The following is a 15,138-nucleotide window of genomic DNA, read 5'->3' as shown; positions in this document are numbered from 1 at the left end:
CGCTCAATCGGCTGCGTTGCGCCGCCAAATGTGCAGGAGGTCCGGCCCGATCTGCTGGCTGGATTGCAGCGCAAAGCGCGGGGCCTCGGCCAGCCGCGACAGGCCAAGCGCCCCGATGCCGGGCAGACCTTCGGCCCCGATCACCAGCCCGGCGGTGAACCCCACCAGCCGGTCGACCAAATCCGCCTCGATAAGCGAAGCGGCCAAGGCGCTTCCCCCCTCGCAGAAAATCCTTGTGAGGCCATGCGCCGCCAATTGCCGCATCACATCCTGCGGGTCCAACTGCGCCCCGCGTGCGGCACAGGGCAGCAGTGTCGCCCCCAGATCCGCCCAAGCTTTGACCAAAGCCGGATCGGCATCCGCACCGTGGCAGAGGATCAAAGGCACCTCAGCCGCCGTGCGCGCCAGTTGCCCCATCAACGGCAGGTCGAGCCTGCGAGAGACGACGACGCGCGCCGGTTGCTGGGCAAGCCCGAGACCGCGCACCGTCAGGCTCGGGTCGTCCTTGCGGGCGGTGCCCGCCCCGACCATCACCGCGTCGTGGCGGCTGCGCATGGCATGGGTCAGCCGCCGCGCGGGAGCGTCGGTGATCCATTGGCTTTCGCCCGTGCCGGTGGCGATGCGCCCGTCAAAGGAATTGGCCAGCTTCAGCGTCAGCATCGGGCGGCCCAGATCGGTGCGGCAGAAGAAACCGGCGTTATCCGCGCGGGCCGTGTCTTCGTGCAGACCGACCGAGACGTTGATCCCAGCGGCCTGCAACATCGCGATGCCGCGCCCGTTGACCCGGGCATCATCATCTTGGGTCGCAATCACCACCCGCGCCACGCCCGCGTCGATCAGCGCCTGCGCACAGGGCGGCGTTTTGCCGTGGTGGGAACAGGGTTCAAGAGTGACATAGACCGTCGCCCCCCGCGCCGCCGCACCCGCCTGCGCCAGCGCCTGCGGCTCGGCATGGGGGCGCCCGCCCGGCTGGGTCCAACCGCGCCCGACGATCCGCGTGCCTTGCACGATGACACAGCCCACCGCCGGGTTGGGCCAGACATTGCCCTGCCCGCGCCGCCCCAAGGACAGCGCCAGCGCCATATACCGCGCGTCGCTCACCCTCTCGCCGGTCACTCTTCCGGCAGGGCGTCGGGCCGCAGTTCCTGAACGAATTTGTCGAAATCGTCCGCGGCTTGGAAGTTCTTGTAAACAGAGGCGAAACGCACATAGGCCACAGTGTCGATCCGGGCCAGCGCCTCCATCACGATCTCACCGATATGTTTCGAGCTGATGTCGGTCTCGCCCATGCTTTCCAACCGGCGCACGATGCCCGAGATCATCTGATCGATACGTTCGGGATCAATGGGGCGTTTCTGCATGGAGATACGGATCGAGCGTTCCAGCTTGTCGCGGTCAAAATCCTCGCGCTTGCCGGAGGTTTTGATGACCACAAGGTCGCGCAACTGCACCCGTTCGTAGGTGGTGAAGCGGCCCCCGCAGGCCGGGCAGAACCGTCTGCGCCGGATCGAGACGTGATCCTCGGCCGGGCGGCTGTCTTTCACTTGGGTGTCGATATTTCCGCAAAACGGGCAGCGCATCGGCCGTCCCCCTCTTCATCCTGCCTCACTTGTGGGGCGCGCGGCCCTCTTGTCAAAACTTATAGGGGAGCCGCGAGGTTTTGGGTAGAGAAGATTTCCACAGCTATATCTTGCGTTCAAATATGTGTCATGGACCCAACGGCATGGCCCCGCGTTGGTCAACGAAAGCTATGAATGGAGCATGTTATGACCAAGACACTTTTCCTGACCGGCGCCTCGAGCGGGATCGGCGCCGCCACCGCCCGTGCCGCCGCGAAAGCGGGCTGGAACATCGGCCTCTTTGCCCGGAGCGAAGAGAAATTGGACGCCCTCGCCGATGAGATCGGCGATCAGGCGTTGGTGCTGGTGGGCGACGCCACCGATTACGACGCGCAGAAACAGGCAATCGACAAACTGGCCGACCACTTCGGACAGGTTGACGCTGCCTTCGCCAACGCCGGGCGCGGCACCAGTCCGGCGGGGACGGAGAATGGCGACCCGCAGGATTGGAAAGCGATGGTCGAGCTCAACATCATGGGCGCGCTCTATACCGCCCATGCCGCCATGCCGCATCTGCGCAAGACCACTGGGCAATATGTCGTGACTGGCTCTGCTGCCGGGCGGCGGCATATCCAAGGGTCGATCTACGGGGCGACCAAGTGGTTTATCCACGGCTACGCAGGTAACCTGGCGGATGAGATGGCCGAATGGGGTGGCCGCTGCATGGTGGTCTCGCCCGGCATGGTCGACACCGCCTTTTTCGACGAGGCCAAACCCGACAAGTTGCAGCCTGAGGATGTGGCAAACGCGGTCATGCATGCGCTCGAAGCGCCCGCGCGGGCGGCGGTGCGGGAAATTCACCTGATGCCGACAGGGTGACCCCTGCCCGGTCCGGCGTCAGTCGGGCCGGAAATGCGCCGCGATGCGCCGCTGATGCGGGGCGTCGCGATGCTCGAACAAGTAGATGCCTTGCCAAGTGCCCAGCATCATCCGCCCCCGCGCGACGGGGATGCTAAGGCTCACCGGCAGAACCGAGGCTTTGATATGCGCAGGCATATCATCCGGCCCTTCCATCAGATGCGTGAGATAGCGCATTTCTGGCGCATCGGCGGGCGGCACCAGCCGCGCGAAATAGGCCAAGAGATCGCGCTGCACGTCCGGGTCCGCGTTCTCTTGGATCAGCAGAGAGGCCGAGGTGTGCTGCACCAAGAGCGTCAGCAGCCCGTCCCCCTGCCCCGCAATCCAGCGGGCCACGTCCTCCGTGAACTCGTAGAGCGCCTGACCGCGGGTTTGAATGGTAAAGACTGTCTGCATCTCAGCAGGCCCCCCAGTGCTGCGCCTCTGCGTCCCAACATTGGCCAGCCGCCTCCTTCGCGTCGCTTATGGCAAAGAGGCCCAATTCCGTTGCCCCCCTGTCGCAAGAAAGCGAGGCGATCTCGCGCCCATTCTCGCGCACCGTTACCCCGCCATCGCTGATCTGATCGAGTTTGTCGAAAGAGCCATAGACCTCATAGGTAAAATCGCCATTCCGGAAGGTCGTACTCTCCCAAATGGCGCGACCTATGCCCGGCCAAGGCTGATGCGCCACCTCCGTAATCGGAGCGATCAGGGTCAGACCGGGCGCGTCAGGCGGGCCGAAGCGGTAGATCACCTCTTCCCCGTCGAGGCAGATTTCCAACTGCCTTGCCCCTTGGTCAATCGTACAGGTTAGAACCGTTGCGCTGCGTAAGTGGCAATGGGCGACCGCTTGGCTGGCGCCGAGGGTCAGAAGCAGGCTGGCGAGTAGAAAACGCATGAGATCAATCCGTCGTAACAATACCCGCAGAATAAGCCCGCCACCGCGTAAAAACAACGGCTTGCCCGGTTCAGAAATCCCGCAACTCAATTATGCGATCCAGACAGAACTGCCGGGCATGGTGGCTGGGCAAGTTCTCTCCCGCGCGGTTGATCGTGACGGAATAGGACTGCCCCCTGTCGCCGCTCACCCGCTCAAGGTTGGTGGTGTAAACGACGCCGGTACGGCCCACACCGCTGACCGACGGACCGCGGGGCGTTTTGATGAATAGCCGCTCCCCGCGCGAGAGGCCCAGAACGTCCTGCGCAAACTCCGCCGCGGCGCACCAGATGTGACGCGCGCCTGCGCCGTGGTCTTCAATCACCTCGAACTCCTGCGCGGTGAGGGGCACGACGATCAGCCGGTTCTCGGCCCGGTAGGCCTGTGCGGCGGCTTGCAGCGGCAGCATAAGGCAAAGAAGGGTAAGGACAGTTTTGCGCATCATGGGAACCTTCTTGGGATACCCCCTTGATGTAAGCGGCGCGGGCGGCAGGTCAAAGACCCGCCCCGCAAAAGAAAACGCGGCCACCGGGGCCGCGTTTTGGCTTATTGGTCCAGAAAGCTGCGCAGCTTGCGCGAGCGGCTCGGATGTTTGAGCTTGCGCAATGCCTTGGCTTCGATCTGGCGAATACGTTCGCGCGTGACTGAGAATTGCTGGCCGACCTCTTCGAGCGTGTGGTCGGTGTTCATGCCGATACCGAAACGCATCCGCAGCACGCGTTCCTCGCGCGGGGTGAGCGAGGACAGCACGCGCGTCGTGGTCTCCTTGAGGTTTTCCTGAATGGCACTGTCGAGCGGCAGCACGGCATTCTTGTCCTCGATGAAGTCACCCAGTTGGCTGTCTTCCTCGTCGCCGATGGGCGTCTCGAGGCTGATCGGTTCCTTGGCGATCTTCATCACCTTGCGGACCTTTTCGAGCGGCATTTGCAGCTTCTCGGCCAGTTCCTCGGGCGTCGGCTCGCGGCCAATCTCGTGGAGCATCTGGCGACCGGTGCGGACCAGTTTGTTGATCGTCTCGATCATATGCACCGGAATGCGGATGGTGCGTGCTTGGTCAGCAATCGAGCGGGTGATCGCCTGACGGATCCACCATGTCGCGTAGGTGGAGAACTTGTAGCCGCGGCGATACTCGAATTTATCGACGGCCTTCATCAGGCCGATGTTGCCTTCCTGAATAAGATCAAGGAATTGCAGGCCACGGTTGGTGTATTTCTTGGCAATGGAGATGACGAGGCGCAGGTTCGCTTCGACCATTTCTTTCTTGGCCTGACGGGCTTCTTTCTCACCCTTCTGGACCTGCTGCACGATGCGGCGGAATTCCGAGATATCCAGCCCGACATATTGGCCAACCTGCGCCATGTCGGCGCGCAGTTCTTCGACCTTTTCGGAAGAGCGTTCGATGAACATCTGCCAGCCACGACCGGACTTCTCGGCCATCCGCTCCATCCAGTTGGGATCAAGCTCATAGCCGCGATAATTGTCGACAAATTCCTTACGGTTGATGCGCGCCTGATCGGCGAGCTTCACCATGGCGCTGTCGATCTGCATGATACGGCGGTTAATGCCGTAAAGCTGGTCGATCAGCGCTTCAATACGGTTGTTGTGCAGGTGGAGGTCGTTCACCAAAAGCACGATTTCCGACCGCAGCTTCTGATAGGTCTCTTCCTGTTCCTTGGTGAAAGAGCCGTCTTCGTTCAGCGTGGCCGAGATGCGGCTGTCCTGCATCGCGCTGAGCTTTTCATAGTCATCCGCGATGATGTCGAGCGCTTCGAGAACCTGTGGCTTCAGCGCCGCCTCCATGGCCGCGAGGCTCATGTTGGCCTGTTCGTCTTCGTCGTCGTCGTCATCCGACGAGATCGGATTGCCGTCGGCGTCATATTCGGGCTTGGACTCTTCGGTCTTGCTCTCGGCCCCGGCGGCAGGGGCGACGACCGGAGAGGTCTCCTCCTCATCGCCCATCTGCGTGCCAAAGGTCGCTTCAAGGTCGATCACATCGCGCAGCAGAATGTCTTCAGACAGAAGTTCGTCACGCCAGATGGTGATGGCCTGGAAAGTCAGCGGGCTTTCGCAAAGGCCCGCAATCATGGTGTTGCGGCCAGCTTCGATCCGCTTGGCGATGGCAATCTCGCCCTCGCGGCTCAGCAGTTCGACACTGCCCATTTCGCGCAGGTACATGCGCACCGGGTCATCGGTGCGGTCGAGCTTCTCGGAGGTGCCCGAAGACAGCGCCACATCGCGGTTGGACTCAGTGGTCGCAACCTCGGTCGAGCCTTTGTTCTCTTCCTCTTCGGCTTCCTCGTCTTCGATGATGTTGATGCCCATTTCCGAGAGCATCGACATCACGTCTTCGATCTGTTCCGAGCTGACCTGATCGGGCGGCAGCACCGTGTTCAGCTGATCATAGGTGATATAGCCCTTCTCGCGGGCCTCACCGATCATCTTCTTCACGGCGGCTTGGCTCATGTCGAGCGAGTGGCCGGCCTCTGAATCGTTGCTCTTTGCGTCGTCATTCGTATCTTTGGCAGCCATCTCATGCTCCTTCAGCGCGTCAGCGCGAATCATCCGCAGACGATTCGGTTTTCCGAATCATGCGGGGTTATGGGTGATTCTTAAACCCGTTGCCCAGCATTTTCAAAAAGTCCTGCAAATGGGCCACGCCGATGCTCATCCGCGGCCCTTTGACTTGTCATATTTAATCGTTCCCAACAGCGCGTCCAATGCGCTGCGCTCATCGCGGTCCATCGTCATGCCGTTGTCGCCCACGTCGAATTCCCCGTTGCTTTCTTCCTGTGCGCTGCGGCGGGCAAGATCGGCAGCACGGGCCGCTTCGCTCAAACGCCAGGTGACCCCCTCATCCGCCGGGCCGCTGAGGTCTTCGACGGCTTCGGCGATCTCTTCGTTCAGCCCACGGGCAGCATCCAGTTTGGCCAGTTCCTCGGCCACGGTCAGGCGGGTCATGTCCACGTTGCCGGGATTGCGGATGCAGGGCGTGATGGCAACGTGGCGTTGCCCCTTCATATTTTCAAGTGTCTCCCAGCCGAGGGAATAGGAAATCTCCTCGCTCAGCCGCTCTTCGCCCGCATGGCCAAAGCGCAGCAGCAGGTCGCGCAGCCGCGCGTGATCGGGATCATCGCAGCGCATCGCCTCCAACCCGGTCTCGAAGGTCTCGACCAACTGCGGGCAATCGACGAGGGCCACGAGGATCACCGCCTCGCGCAGATGCATGCCCACCTGCTCATCGCTCATCGCCACGAGGGCCGAGGCTTTGGTGCTGGCCAGCGGGGCCAGCGGCGCGCCCCAAGCAGCGCCCTTGCCGCCTTTGCCCTTGCCCGGCGCTTTGCCCCCGACGGGGCGAAATTCGGGCCGTTTCTTTTGCGGACGGAACAGCTCCCACCGCAGATCCTTGATCTCTTGCCCATAGTGGCTGCGGATCGACGGGTCGCGGATCAGTTTGATCTTTTCGCGCAGGCTTTTGTCCAGCGCCGCTTTGCGTTCGGGGCTGTCGAAAACCTTGCCCTCAGTCTCACGCTGCCACAGCAGGCGCACCATGGGCAGGGCATTATCCAAGAGCTTTTGCAAGGCCCCGGCCCCCTGCGCGCGCAGCAGATCGTCGGGGTCCTGCCCCTCGGGCATGACCGCGAAACGCAGGCTCTGCCCGGCCTCTAGCAGCGGTAGGGCCAGATCGATCAGGCGCAGCGCCGCGCGTTGACCCGCCGCATCGCCATCCAGCGTGATGATCGGCTCGGGCGCGATCCGCCACAGCATCTGCAATTGGCTCTCGGTGATCGCGGTGCCCAAGGGGGCCACGGCCCCTTCGAACCCCGCCCCATGCAGGGCGATCACATCCATATAGCCTTCGGCCACGATCAGCGGCTGCCCCCGCCCTGCGGCGGCGCGGGCGTGTTTGACGTTGTAAAGGCTGCGACCCTTGTCAAAGAGTTCGGTCTCGGGCGAGTTGAGGTATTTCGCCTTATCCTCGGGGTCCATCGCGCGGCCACCAAAGGCAATCGCCCGCCCGCGCGCATCGCGGATTGGGAACATGATGCGCCCCCGGAACGTGTCATAGGGCTTGCCGCCCTTCGAGGAGGGTTTCGCCAGCCCCGCCCCGAGGATCAACTCATCCGCCACGCCCTTTGACTTGAGCGCATCCCAAAGCCCCTGCCAACTGTTCGGGGCGAAACCAATCTCCCAATGGGCCTGCGCCTGTTCCGACAACCCGCGCTTGGCCAGATAATCGCGCGCCGCCCCCGCCGCCCCGGTGCGCAGTTGCAGGCGGAACCATTGCACCGCTTGCTCCATTACCTCGGCCAATTGCGTGCGCTTGTCGGCCTTGGCCTGCGCGCGGGGATCTTGCTTGGGGATCGTCATGCCGACTTCGCGGGCGATGATCTCCACCGCTTCCATGAAGCTCACATTCTCGGTCTCGCGCACGAAAGAGATCGCATCCCCCTTCGCGTGGCAGCCAAAGCAGTAGTAGAACCCTTTCCGATCATCGACGTGAAAGCTGGCGGATTTTTCCTGATGGAAGGGGCACGGCGCCCACATGTCGCCCTTTCCCTGATTGGACTTTCGGTTGTCCCAAACAACCTTGCGCCCCACCACCTGAGACAGGCTGGCGCGGTCACGCAGTTCTTCCAAAAATCCGGGGGGTAGGCTCATGGCTTCATATACCGGCTGGGGCAGTTCAGAGTCCAGAGGAGGCAGAGCGGCAGGGGGCGGTAAAACGCCCCTTTTGCCGGGCAGCGCCCCCTGGCCGGCACGGCGTTGGTCAGCCTATTGGGCGAGGCACATTTCTTTCCACGCGGCGGCCAGATCGTTCTTTTTCACATCGCGCATCTTCATCTCGTAGACCCAAGGGGTCACCAGCGGGATCGCGGTGTTGAAGCTTTCGGGCCATGTCGCCTTGGCCTTTACGGCGGCGGGGACTTGGCGCTCTTTTACGCGGTCGAGGCGGGCCTGCTGCACGGCGGCGACCACGGCGGCCTGATGCATGCAGCTCGTCTCTTTCTTCGAGGCCGCCAGCGCCGGGCCCGAGACCGCCATGCTGATCGCGGCCAATGCGGCGAAAATCGTTTTGTTCATGTCTATGCTCCGTTGTTTGCCAAACGGGGATTCGGGCCCCTGCGGGACAACCTAGCGCCGCGATGCCACCGCTTCCATAGCGCGGCGCAACTCCTGCACCAAAGTGGCGGCCATCGACCGATAGACCATCAACAAAAAGCCGGTATCGGTGCGGGTGATCGCGGCGGGCATGTCGCGCAAGGGGCTGCGCAGGGTCTGACCGGGTTTGAACGCCGCCGCGCGCAGGTCCACCGGGGCCAGCCGCGCCAGCACATCTTCGGCCCCCGGCCCCTGCAACTCTGCCACCGCCCATCCGTCCGAGACATCGACAAGGGCTGCATGTTTCGCAAGCGCCTCATCCGGCGCGGGTCCGACAAGCAGCGCCTCTTCCCGGCCAAACCACAGGCATTGGACATCGCCCTTGGCGGTGCTCTGAAGCGGCTCCGGCAGGGCAACCCCATGGGCGGCCTCTAGCGCCTTGGTGAGGGCCGCCGGATCAAACACGCCCAGCACGGTCAACTGGCCCAGATCGCGGGCCGTCACCGTCATGTCACCGATGTGCAGCGGGAGCAGATCGCCGAACGGCGTTTGCGCTTTCAATTCAACCACGGGTGCGCCCTCCTTCCGGGTCCACAAAGACCGGGGCGCAGATCTCCACCTCCGCCTCGATTTCGCGCAGATGGTCGACCATGCGCATCACCTCTCCATGCCGTGCGCGGCCCCGGGTGACGAAGCCCAGCCCGACAAAAGTGCCAACATCCGGCGAAAAGCCGACCGAGGTTGTATGGCCTTGCGCATTCTCGCGGCTGGCCTCGGCCCCGGCCTCGAACAGAAACGCCCCGGCCGTGAGTTGTTTCACCGCGCCGACGGGCCGCAGCCCGACCAGTTGCGCGCGGTTTGGGTCGCGCAGGCCGGGGCGTTCGGACATGGTCTTGCCGATACAGTCCTTAGCATCCGACAGCATCCGCCCCATGCCGATATCCTCGGCCGTGGCGCGGCCGTCGATCTCTGCATGGGTGATATGGCCCTTTTCCAACCGCAGCACGTGGAGCGCCTCCATCCCATAGGCGCCGCCCTCCAACGCCTCGGCCCGCGCGACCAGCAGGTCGAACAGCGCCGCGCCATAGCGCGCGGGCACGGCGATCTCATAGGCATGTTCGCCCGAGAAGGAGATGCGGAACAGCCGCGCCGCGACCCCGCCGAGCCACACGTCACCACAGGCCATGAAGGGGAAGCTGTCATTGTCGATCGGCTGCTCCAGCAGCCCGTTCAGCAATTCACGAGACTTCGGCCCTGCCACGGCGAATTGCGCCCATTGTTCGGTGACCGAAGACAGATGCACCTGCCATTCGGGATGGAGGCATTGCGTGACGAATTCCAAATGGCGCATGACCTCACCGGCAGCGCCGGTGGTGGTGGTCATCAGGTAATGCGTCTCACCCAAACGCGCGCAGGTGCCATCGTCCATGACGAAACCATCCTCGCGCAGCATCAGCCCATAGCGCACCTTACCGACCTTCAAGGTGCTAAATTTGTTCGTGTAAACCAGATCGAGCAGCTTGGCCGCATCCGGCCCCTGAATGTCGATTTTGCCTAAGGTCGAGACATCGCAGATGCCCACCGTCCTGCGGACAAACCCGACCTCGCGATCACAGGACTGACGCCAATTGCGCTCCTGCCCGCGCGGGAAATAGCTGGGGCGATACCATAGCCCCGCCTCCACCATCGGGGCGTTCATGGCAAGGCTGGCCGCGTGGCTGGTGGTCAGCCGTTCGGGCGCAAAGCCCTTGCCCTGCCCGCCCGCGCCCATCGCTGCAATCGCAACCGGGGTATAGGGCGGGCGGAAGGTGGTCGTGCCCGTCTCGGCAATGCCGCGCCCGGTGGCATCGGCCAGCACCGCCAGCGCCGCCACGTTGGAGTTCTTGCCCTGATCGGGGGCCATGCCTTGGGTCGTGTAACGCTTCATATGCTCGACCGAGCGGAAGCTCTCGGCCGCCGCCTGCTGCACATCCTTTACGCAGACATCGTTCTGAAAATCCAGCCACGCCCGGCCCTTGCCCGGCACTGCCCAAAGCGGGGCAAGGCGGTAGGGCGCGTCATCGGCCTGCGGCAGATCGATGGGCTCTGGCTTGCGGCCCAAAGCCGCCAACGCGTCCCCTGCCGCCGCCACACCCGCCGCAAGGCAGCCGTGGGTCGAGAAGCTGCCGTTACAGGCTCCCGCCACATGCATTCCCGGCACCGCGCCGGGGGTGGGCAGAAAAGCGTGGATCTCGGGCGACCACGTCGGTCGCCCGTTCATATGGCAGGTGAGGTGCAGCGATGGGTTCCAACCGCCCGACATGGCCAGACAATCGGCCTGTATCTTATGCACGCCCCCGGCGGTGCGGATCGACACCGCCTCCAACTCCTTGCCGCCCGAAGTGTTGCAGACCACCGCCCCGCTCAGCACCGGGAAATCCGCGCCATCGCGGCTGACCCCCTCGCGGCTGTCGATCAGTGCGGCCACATGCACGCCTGCCGCGGCCAGATCGCGCGCCGTGCGGTGGGCGTCGTCGTTATTGCCAAAAACCGCGACCTGCTTGCCCGGGGCCACGCCCCAGCGGTTGAGATAGGCGCGCACCGCGCCTGCGGTCATGATGCCCGGGCGGTCGTTGTTGGCGAAGGCCACGGGGCGCTCCAACGCGCCTGCCGCGAGGATGGATTGCTTGGCTGCGATGCGCCAGAAACACTCAAGCGGCGCGCCCTCACCCCGCCGCGCGCGGTGTTGGTTGACCCGTTCGAGCGCGCCGAACATCCCGCCGTCATAGGCGCCGGTCACCGTCGTGCGGGGCATCAGCCGCACATTGTCCATCGCCGCGAGTTCCGCGACCACGCCCGCCGCCCATACATGGCCCGGCTCACCATCGACACGCTCGTTCTCGGCATTCAGCCGCCCGCCCATCAGCGCATCTTCGTCGGCGAGGATCACATCCGCCCCCGCCCGCGCCGCCACCAGCGCCGCCATCAGCCCCGCCGGGCCTGCACCGATCACCAAGAGATCGCAAAAGGCATAGGCTTTCTCATAGGCGTCCGCATTGGGCTGGCCGCTCAGCCGCCCGAGCCCTGCGGCACGGCGGATCACCGGCTCATAGACGCGCCGCCAAAAATTGCGCGGCCACATGAAGGTCTTGTAATAGAACCCCGCCCCCAGAAAGGGTGATGCCAGATCGTTCACCGCCATGAGGTCAAGATCGAGGCTCGGCCAAGCGTTTTGGCTGCGCACCTGCAAACCTTCGTAAATCTCTTGCATGGTGGCGCGGACATTGGGCTCTGACGCGGGGCCGACGCCGGTGGTCACCAGCGCGTTCGGCTCTTCGCTGCCTGCGCTCAGCACCCCGCGAGGGCGGTGATATTTGAACGACCGCCCCATCAGCCGCTGCCCGTTCGCCAGCATGGCCGAGGCGACCGTATCGCCCGCAAAGCCGTCGTAGCGCCGCCCGTCGAAGGTAAAGCTGACCGGCGTCTCCCGGTCAATCAATCCGCGCCCTGCAATCCTCATGCCATGGCCCTTTTCACATCCGATGCCAATTCCACGGCCCGTACCGCATGGGTCACCGTATCGCGGGTGACGACGAGCCACGCGCCGCAGCCGGTCTCATGCTGCCACAGTTCGCGGGTCTCTCCCGCCGGGTTGTCGCGCAGGTGCAGATAGGCGTCCCAGTCCTCATCCGAGGCATCGGGCGCGGGCCGGGCCAAGGCAATGGCATCTCCGCGATAATAGAACTCTCGCCGGTCCCGGCTGCCGCAGATGGGGCATTCGATCCGCATTTGCGCCCTCCCTCAATGCAAGTTGTGCTGAGACCCGGTGGCCTCTTCATCCATCAGACCTTCGCCCGAGCGGAACCGGTCGAGCCTGAAGCCCGCCGCCGTCTCATGGTGCTGGCCCGTCGCCATCAGATGCGCCAGCGCATAGCCCGAGGCGGGCACCGCCTTGAAGCCGCCGTAGCACCAGCCGCAATCGACGAACAAACCCTCGGTCTCGGTCTTGTCGATGATCGGGCTGCCATCGGGTGTCATGTCCATGATCCCACCCCAAGAGCGCAGCACGCGGGCCTTGCCGATCATCGGCATCAGGGTCATCCCCGCCTCCATCACATGTTCCATCATCGGCAGGTTGCCGCGCTGCGCGTAGGAGGCGTAAAAATCCAGATCACCGCCAAAGACCAAACCGCCCTTGTCGGACTGGCTGATATAGAAGTGCCCCATGCCAAAGCTGATCACATGGTCGATCACGGGCTTTAACCCTTCGGAGACAAAGGCTTGCAAAACATGGCTCTCAATCGGCAGGCGCATCCCGGCCATCGCCGCCACCTGCCCCGAACGCCCTGCCGTCACGATCGCCACCTTCTTGGCCCGGATCGCCCCGCGCGTGGTCTGCACGCCGCGCACGCGGCCGTTCTCGATGTCGATGCCGGTGACTTCGCATTGCTGGATCAGATCGACGCCGCGCTGGTCCGCGCCGCGCGCATAGCCCCACGCCACCGCATCATGGCGCGCGGTGCCGCCGCGTCGGTGCAGCAACCCGCCGTGGATCGGAAAGCGCCCGTTGTCATAGTCCAGATAGGGCAGCAGTTTGCGCAGGCCGTCGCGGTCGAGCAGTTCCGCATCGTCGCCTTGGTTGATCATCGCATTGCCGCGCCGGGCCGAGGCATCGCGCTGCGCGTCGGAATGAAACAGGGTGATCACGCCGCGCTGGCTGAACATCACGTTATAGTTCAACTCTTCCGACAGCCCCTCCCAGAGTTTGAGCGAATGGCTGTAGAACTCGGAATTGCCGGGCAGAAAGTAATTGCCGCGCACCACGGTCGTGTTGCGCCCGACGTTGCCCCCGCCAAGGTAGCCTTTTTCAAGCACCGCGATATTCGTCATGCCGTGGTTCTTGGCGAGGTAATAGGCCGTGCTCAGCCCATGCCCGCCACCGCCGATGATCACCGCGTCATATTCTGCCTGCGGCTCTGGATCGCGCCATTGCGCCGCCCAACCCCGATTGCCGGTCAAGCCTTCGCGCAACACCCGCAGTCCTGAAAATCGCATCATTCGCCTCCCCCGGTCTTGGCGCAGTCAAGCAACTTGGGGCGGAAGTATCAATGACCGAAAACGCCTCTCGCCCCCATCCCGGCCCCAGACGGCAAAAAGGGGCGCCGCGCGCCCCTTTTTCGATCACTCGCGAGAGGGTTACGCCCCTTCAAAGCCCCTTGGCGTGATAGCTCACCGCGACCTTTTCGATCGAGACGAGATAGGCCGCCGTGCGCAGATCATCGACATCGTCGCGGCTGTGCCAGACATGGGCCATCGCCTCATAGGCCGTGCGCATCGTGTCATCGAGACCGGAGCGGACCAGTTCCAACTCCCCCGCACCGCGCAGGTACTTCTCTTTGAAGTCGGGGCTCAGCGTCCAGCCGAGGTCCTTATCCGCGCTCAGACGCTCAAGCTCATCCACCACCAGTTGGTGGCGCGATTCCTCGGCACGGCGCTGCATACGGCCAAAGCGGATGTGGCTGAGGTTCTTGACCCACTCGAAGTAAGAGACCGTCACACCGCCTGCGTTGGCATACATATCAGGCACGATCACCGTGCCCTTCTTGCGCAGCACCTCATCCGCACCGGCGGTCACCGGACCGTTCGCGGCCTCGATGATCAGGGGCGCCTTGATACGCTCGGCATTAGTGAGGTTGATCACCCCCTCAAGCGCGGCGGGGATCAGGATATCGCAATCCGCTTCCAGAAACTTGGCGCCATCCTCTTCGAACTTCGCATTGGCATAGCCTTTGATGGTGCCGTGCTTTTCGATCCACTTATGCACCGCCTCGACGTTCAGCCCGTCTTCGCTGTGCAGTGCACCGTCGCGTTCGATGATCGCGGTGATCTTCGCGCCATCTTCTTCGCTGAGGAACTTGGCGGCGTGATAGCCCACGTTGCCGAGACCCTGAATAATGACCCGCTTGCCGTCGAGCTTGCCGGAAAGGCCCGCTTTCTTCAGCCCCTCGGGGTCGCGGAAGAAGGCTTGAAGCGCATATTGCACACCCCGGCCTGTCGCCTCGGTCCGGCCTTGGATGCCGCCCGCGTTGATCGGCTTGCCGGTGACACAGGCCACACCGTTGATGTCGGTGGTGTTCATGCGTTTGTACTGGTCCGCGATCCAAGCCATCTCACGCTCGCCGGTGCCCATGTCGGGGGCGGGCACGTTCTGCGCGGGGTGGATCATGTCGCGCTTGATCAGCTCATAGGCGAAACGCCGGGTGATCAGTTCAAGCTCATGTTCATCATATTCACGCGGATCAATGCACAGCCCGCCTTTGGAGCCGCCAAAGGGCGCCTCTACCAGTGCGCATTTATAGGTCATAAGCGCCGCCAGCGCCTCAACCTCGTTCTGGTTCACGGCCATGGAATAGCGGATGCCGCCTTTGACGGGCTCCATATGTTCGGAATGGACCGAGCGATAGCCGGTGAAGGTATGGATACGGCCCCGCAGGCGCACGCCGAAACGCACCGTATAGGTGGCGTTGCAAACGCGGATTTTCTCTTCGAGACCGGGCGGCAAATCCATCAGCGCGACCGCGCGATTGAACATCAGGTCCACACTGTCGCGGAAACCCGGCTCATTGGCTGGATTCATCGGTCTCTCCTCTTCTTGTCCGGTCGCGG

14 protein-coding genes are annotated in these 15,138 nt (G+C 63.5%); 1 reads left to right on the top strand and 13 read right to left on the bottom strand.

Translation table 11 applies throughout. The annotated features are described in order from the left end of the window. Positions 1-3: 3 nt before the first annotated feature. Positions 4-1,083: a bifunctional diaminohydroxyphosphoribosylaminopyrimidine deaminase/5-amino-6-(5-phosphoribosylamino)uracil reductase RibD gene (gene ribD, locus ACGYK4_RS03890; protein WP_394455760.1), complete on the bottom strand. Its 1,080-nt coding sequence runs from the start codon at positions 1,081-1,083 to the stop codon at positions 4-6. Positions 1,084-1,112: 29 nt separating this feature from the next. Continuing rightward, the gene (nrdR, locus tag ACGYK4_RS03885; protein ID WP_067264800.1) at positions 1,113-1,580 is read right to left on the bottom strand and encodes a transcriptional regulator NrdR; all 468 of its coding nucleotides are present in this window, start codon (positions 1,578-1,580) and stop codon (positions 1,113-1,115) included. Between the two features lie 186 nt (positions 1,581-1,766). Here nrdR and ACGYK4_RS03880 point away from each other — a divergent pair, with 186 nt between their 5' ends. Next, on the top strand, positions 1,767-2,438 hold the full coding sequence (locus ACGYK4_RS03880; RefSeq protein WP_394455188.1) for an SDR family oxidoreductase: 672 nt from the start codon (positions 1,767-1,769) through the stop codon (positions 2,436-2,438). 18 nt (positions 2,439-2,456) lie between these two features. Here ACGYK4_RS03880 and ACGYK4_RS03875 read toward each other — a convergent pair whose 3' ends face one another. The 11 genes from ACGYK4_RS03875 to ACGYK4_RS03825 form a co-directional block, all read right to left on the bottom strand. Then, complete coding sequence (locus tag ACGYK4_RS03875) at positions 2,457-2,873, bottom strand: secondary thiamine-phosphate synthase enzyme YjbQ (protein ID WP_394455186.1); 417 nt, start codon at positions 2,871-2,873, stop codon at positions 2,457-2,459. A 1-nt stretch (position 2,874) separates the two neighbouring features. Further along, the gene (locus ACGYK4_RS03870) at positions 2,875-3,354 is read right to left on the bottom strand and encodes a hypothetical protein (protein ID WP_168612399.1); all 480 of its coding nucleotides are present in this window, start codon (positions 3,352-3,354) and stop codon (positions 2,875-2,877) included. A 70-nt stretch (positions 3,355-3,424) separates the two neighbouring features. Beyond that, complete coding sequence (locus ACGYK4_RS03865; RefSeq protein WP_394455185.1) at positions 3,425-3,838, bottom strand: hypothetical protein; 414 nt, start codon at positions 3,836-3,838, stop codon at positions 3,425-3,427. 101 nt (positions 3,839-3,939) lie between these two features. Next, entirely contained in the window at positions 3,940-5,922 is a 1,983-nt protein-coding gene (gene rpoD / locus ACGYK4_RS03860; RefSeq protein WP_394412909.1) for an RNA polymerase sigma factor RpoD, read from the bottom strand. A gap of 135 nt (positions 5,923-6,057) precedes the next feature. Then, positions 6,058-8,052: a DNA primase gene (dnaG, locus tag ACGYK4_RS03855; RefSeq protein WP_394455183.1), complete on the bottom strand. Its 1,995-nt coding sequence runs from the start codon at positions 8,050-8,052 to the stop codon at positions 6,058-6,060. A gap of 114 nt (positions 8,053-8,166) precedes the next feature. Next, positions 8,167-8,475 (bottom strand): hypothetical protein, encoded by a 309-nt coding sequence (locus tag ACGYK4_RS03850; protein ID WP_209219329.1) that lies wholly within the window; start codon positions 8,473-8,475, stop codon positions 8,167-8,169. Between the two features lie 51 nt (positions 8,476-8,526). Then, positions 8,527-9,063 carry a sarcosine oxidase subunit gamma gene (locus tag ACGYK4_RS03845; RefSeq protein ID WP_394455181.1) on the bottom strand — a complete coding sequence of 179 codons (537 nt, stop codon included), beginning with the start codon at positions 9,061-9,063 and terminating at the stop codon, positions 8,527-8,529. Then, positions 9,056-11,992, bottom strand: a complete 2,937-nt coding sequence (locus ACGYK4_RS03840; protein WP_394455179.1) for a sarcosine oxidase subunit alpha family protein — start codon at positions 11,990-11,992, stop codon at positions 9,056-9,058. The genes ACGYK4_RS03845 and ACGYK4_RS03840 overlap by 8 nt, the downstream gene beginning before the upstream one ends. Continuing rightward, on the bottom strand, positions 11,989-12,261 hold the full coding sequence (locus tag ACGYK4_RS03835) for a sarcosine oxidase subunit delta (protein ID WP_394455177.1): 273 nt from the start codon (positions 12,259-12,261) through the stop codon (positions 11,989-11,991). Before ACGYK4_RS03835 ends, ACGYK4_RS03840 begins: the two co-directional genes overlap by 4 nt. A 12-nt stretch (positions 12,262-12,273) precedes the next feature. Then, on the bottom strand, positions 12,274-13,527 hold the full coding sequence (locus ACGYK4_RS03830; protein ID WP_394455175.1) for a sarcosine oxidase subunit beta family protein: 1,254 nt from the start codon (positions 13,525-13,527) through the stop codon (positions 12,274-12,276). Positions 13,528-13,678: 151 nt separating this feature from the next. Beyond that, positions 13,679-15,109 carry a Glu/Leu/Phe/Val dehydrogenase gene (locus tag ACGYK4_RS03825; protein WP_394455173.1) on the bottom strand — a complete coding sequence of 477 codons (1,431 nt, stop codon included), beginning with the start codon at positions 15,107-15,109 and terminating at the stop codon, positions 13,679-13,681. Positions 15,110-15,138: the final 29 nt, after the last annotated feature.

Origin of the sequence: Sulfitobacter sp. 1A13368 (assembly GCF_043557275.1) — a bacterium.
Taxonomy (GTDB): Bacteria; Pseudomonadota; Alphaproteobacteria; order Rhodobacterales; family Rhodobacteraceae; genus Sulfitobacter; species Sulfitobacter faviae.
This window is presented reverse-complemented; position numbering and strand designations above follow the sequence as displayed.

Excerpts from the sequence above, each read along its gene's own strand:
- dnaG (WP_394455183.1), bottom strand. The coding sequence starts at position 8,052 with ATGAGCCTACCCCCCGGATTTTTGGAAGAACTGCGTGACCGCGCCAGC.
- rpoD (WP_394412909.1), bottom strand. The coding sequence starts at position 5,922 with ATGGCTGCCAAAGATACGAATGACGACGCAAAGAGCAACGATTCAGAG.
- ACGYK4_RS03830 (WP_394455175.1), bottom strand. The coding sequence starts at position 13,527 with ATGCGATTTTCAGGACTGCGGGTGTTGCGCGAAGGCTTGACCGGCAAT.
- ACGYK4_RS03880 (WP_394455188.1), top strand. The coding sequence starts at position 1,767 with ATGACCAAGACACTTTTCCTGACCGGCGCCTCGAGCGGGATCGGCGCC.
- ACGYK4_RS03825 (WP_394455173.1), bottom strand. The coding sequence starts at position 15,109 with ATGAATCCAGCCAATGAGCCGGGTTTCCGCGACAGTGTGGACCTGATG.
- ACGYK4_RS03835 (WP_394455177.1), bottom strand. The coding sequence starts at position 12,261 with ATGCGGATCGAATGCCCCATCTGCGGCAGCCGGGACCGGCGAGAGTTC.
- ribD (WP_394455760.1), bottom strand. The coding sequence starts at position 1,083 with ATGGCGCTGGCGCTGTCCTTGGGGCGGCGCGGGCAGGGCAATGTCTGG.
- ACGYK4_RS03870 (WP_168612399.1), bottom strand. The coding sequence starts at position 3,354 with ATGCGTTTTCTACTCGCCAGCCTGCTTCTGACCCTCGGCGCCAGCCAA.
- ACGYK4_RS03865 (WP_394455185.1), bottom strand. The coding sequence starts at position 3,838 with ATGATGCGCAAAACTGTCCTTACCCTTCTTTGCCTTATGCTGCCGCTG.
- ACGYK4_RS03875 (WP_394455186.1), bottom strand. The coding sequence starts at position 2,873 with ATGCAGACAGTCTTTACCATTCAAACCCGCGGTCAGGCGCTCTACGAG.
- ACGYK4_RS03840 (WP_394455179.1), bottom strand. The coding sequence starts at position 11,992 with ATGAGGATTGCAGGGCGCGGATTGATTGACCGGGAGACGCCGGTCAGC.
- ACGYK4_RS03850 (WP_209219329.1), bottom strand. The coding sequence starts at position 8,475 with ATGAACAAAACGATTTTCGCCGCATTGGCCGCGATCAGCATGGCGGTC.
- nrdR (WP_067264800.1), bottom strand. The coding sequence starts at position 1,580 with ATGCGCTGCCCGTTTTGCGGAAATATCGACACCCAAGTGAAAGACAGC.